The organism is Aquifex pyrophilus, assembly GCF_054656935.1.
Map to the genome: position 1 here is coordinate 1 of NZ_BAAHXJ010000006.1, position 2,814 is coordinate 2,814.

The window sequence follows — 2,814 nt, forward strand, 5'->3', positions numbered from 1 at the left end:
GTTTTAGCTCGGGACTTACGTCCCGAGGGACGGGAAGCGTTCCCGTCCCTAACACCTCAATCTCACTTGACGAAAGTTGTCAAGAACACTAAGATGAATAATACCAATCCATTTCATTGCTTCCCGTCCATTATCCATTTTGTTCCCTTTTTTTTATTTTGTCAAGTCTTTTCACTTTTAATGGATTTTATTTGAAGTTAAAATGAAATAATTAGCGTTATTATCGTTAATAAAACAACTGAAATAAATATCTTTAACAGAATTTTTGCGATATATGGAGCATATAACGAGGTATGGAGCTGATATATCCAGATATACCACTCATATACGGTCGGTATATCGTTTACATATCAGGATATACGCACGATATACTCTTGATATACGAGTGATATATCGCTGTATGCACCTGTTATGCATTGAATATATCGCTGTGAGCTATAACTATATCCTTAGTTAACTACCGATATATTTCACTTCCAGAACTCCCACCACCTTTTAGGTTTTGTTTCAATCTCCTTTATACGATTTCTTAATTCCTTTATTAGCTCTTCTTTTTCTTTCAATCTTCCTTCAAGCTCCCCAAGCTTGTAAATTGCTTGCTTTAATTGTTCCTGAGTTTTCTTGTATTCGGAAAAGGGAACAATAGCTCCACTTGTTGCGTATCCTTCTTCACCTTTAAGTTGAAGGTAGTAGGAGTGAATAGCACGGGATACTGCTTCGGTTTCCGAAATTCCCAAAAGGGAAGCTATTTCTCTAAGCTCCTCTATTGTTTTCTGGGAGAGTCTAAAGTTCTTAAGCACCTTATCCACGCTTCCCCCTGTAAAGATATTGTAAAGAAATTGTAAAGATTTTTGAAAGATTGCGTAAATCATAAAACGGAAAGTTTCTTTTTTTCTTTTCAATTTTCTGTTTAAGCGATAGACCTAAACTCTTCAAGCATTTCTTTTATGACTCTTATTCTCTCTTCCTCAGAAGGATATTCAGGAACGAGACCTACTATTACTTCGTAGTCAAAATCCTTCAGTTCCTTAAGTAGCTCCTCCTTTATTTTTCTTTCCTTTTCCATATAGTTTGGTTCATAGGGAATTCTTCCACCGATAAAGACCACTTTCTTTCCATATTCCTCCTCTTCTCCTAACTCGTATCCCGTGTAAGTTGCTCCATATTTTTTCATTACTTTCTTAGCTTTTTCTTCAAGTTCACGAAACTTCTCCATCTTGACTTACCCCTTTTTCCTTAATACGAATTAATAAAGCTTCCTCTCGTCTTCAAGTGCATTTCCTCCTATCCCTATTCTTCCTGCGTGCTTCAGTATGCTTTCCTTCCTCCCCAAGTCCTTATTGTTTCTTAACCTTATCCTTAGCTTAGCGAAAGCTCGTATCACTTTTTCAAAATTTTCTTTGTTCAGCTTTACTTTACAATCTTCCAAGAGCATCATTCTTTTAAATTACTTCAACATTTTTTTAGGGATTGAGCACGAGATAACATAATTTCGCTTAAGTTAGCATTATTTATATGCAAAAGCTAAAATTTAAAGTTATTAGTGAGGTATCAAAGGGAATAGGTATATCTCTGGAAGCTTCCGCTATATTTTCCTTCATTTCCCATCAAATTGATTTCGCTTATTTTATTTTCTTCGTAGGGATTGGTATATTGTATATAGTAGCTGGAGCTATTTTAGAGGAATACTATGGACAGGATTAATTTTGTCCTACTTATTGCACTCCTTGGACTGATACCTTTATACGCTTTCATAGGATATTTGTTCTTCACACGAAAAAAGCAAAGTGCTAATAGATAAAATACTTTCTATGAGCGAAGAGAAAAAGAATAAATCACAAGCTAAGAAATCTTCCAAACCTCAGTTTGAATACGATAACTATTCCCTCTTCCTGCACAAACAGAGAGTGGAGCTTCATCTTCTCTATGGAAATTCAGTTATGAAACTTGAGGGAATACTCAGGTCTAAAGCTAGGTTTGAGGTTCAGCTAATACTTGATAACGGAGAGGTTCTGACCATTAACAGGTCTTACATTATCGCTATTAAACCTATCAAGTAATTTAGAACGGAATATCCTCATCATCGTCCTCCGGGTAATACTCTTCTTGACGGAGCTTATCCCACTCTTCAAGCTGTGCTTTCCAACGAACGCAACGAGTGTTTACACGAAAGAAGGGAAACTCTTCTGGTTCTAAGGGAGGTAGCTCAAAGGTCTTGTTTGGAAGTATCACTTCGGTGTTCTCGTCTATTAATCTAAATTCCCTCAAGACTTCCATTAAAGGTCTTGCAAATCTTCCCCAACCTCCAAGATTAAGTCTCCTCAATCCACCTGGAAGCTTCAAAACTTCCTCAATTTTTGGATACTTGCTAAAGTCCCACTTGTTGAACTTCTGAGCGTAGAGGAAGCGAATGAGTCTGAGGAGCTTTGTTGAAGGTAAGTCATTCTCCTTCTTGACGTGTTCTTCTTCGGGAACCACGCGGACGTTCTTCTCAAACAGCTCCTTAGCAATAGCTAAGAACAACCACCAAGTTTGGGATTGAAGTGTCCTTTCCTTTATCATCGGAGCTATCTGCTTTACCTTCTTCTCCTCGTATTCCTCACCGTAAAACTTTACGAGTTTCTTTTTCTTGACCTCACCCCTAAACGTGCGATCGGACACGTCTGTTTTATTATTAAACCCACTCACTTCATCGTAAGAGTTAACACTTGGTTGACTACTTTCAACGATAAAGTCGTAAGATTTTCCACTTTCTCCATCCACCCCCCTACCAATCTTCTCCAAAGGAGAAGAATAATAGATATTAGCTCTATG

General features: G+C 37.4%; 5 protein-coding genes. 1 reads left to right on the top strand and 4 read right to left on the bottom strand.

The window, feature by feature from the left end:
- Positions 1–470 precede the first annotated feature (470 nt).
- From ACYQZ0_RS06810 to ACYQZ0_RS06820, 3 genes are all read right to left on the bottom strand, one after another.
- Positions 471–800 carry a hypothetical protein gene (locus tag ACYQZ0_RS06810; RefSeq protein ID WP_459775853.1) on the bottom strand — a complete coding sequence of 110 codons (330 nt, stop codon included), beginning with the start codon at positions 798–800 and terminating at the stop codon, positions 471–473.
- Positions 801–910: 110 nt separating this feature from the next.
- Positions 911–1,216 carry a hypothetical protein gene (locus ACYQZ0_RS06815; protein ID WP_459775854.1) on the bottom strand — a complete coding sequence of 102 codons (306 nt, stop codon included), beginning with the start codon at positions 1,214–1,216 and terminating at the stop codon, positions 911–913.
- Between the two features lie 30 nt (positions 1,217–1,246).
- A complete protein-coding gene (locus tag ACYQZ0_RS06820; RefSeq protein ID WP_459775855.1) occupies positions 1,247–1,438 on the bottom strand; it encodes a hypothetical protein in 192 nt (63 codons plus the stop codon).
- 373 nt (positions 1,439–1,811) lie between these two features.
- Between ACYQZ0_RS06820 and ACYQZ0_RS06825 the strand changes: the two genes are divergently transcribed.
- Complete coding sequence (locus ACYQZ0_RS06825) at positions 1,812–2,060, top strand: hypothetical protein (protein ID WP_459775856.1); 249 nt, start codon at positions 1,812–1,814, stop codon at positions 2,058–2,060.
- 1 nt (position 2,061) lies between these two features.
- On the opposite strand, the gene ACYQZ0_RS06830 is transcribed toward ACYQZ0_RS06825, so the two are convergent.
- Complete coding sequence (locus ACYQZ0_RS06830; RefSeq protein WP_459775857.1) at positions 2,062–2,763, bottom strand: hypothetical protein; 702 nt, start codon at positions 2,761–2,763, stop codon at positions 2,062–2,064.
- Between the last annotated feature and the right edge of the window lie 51 nt (positions 2,764–2,814).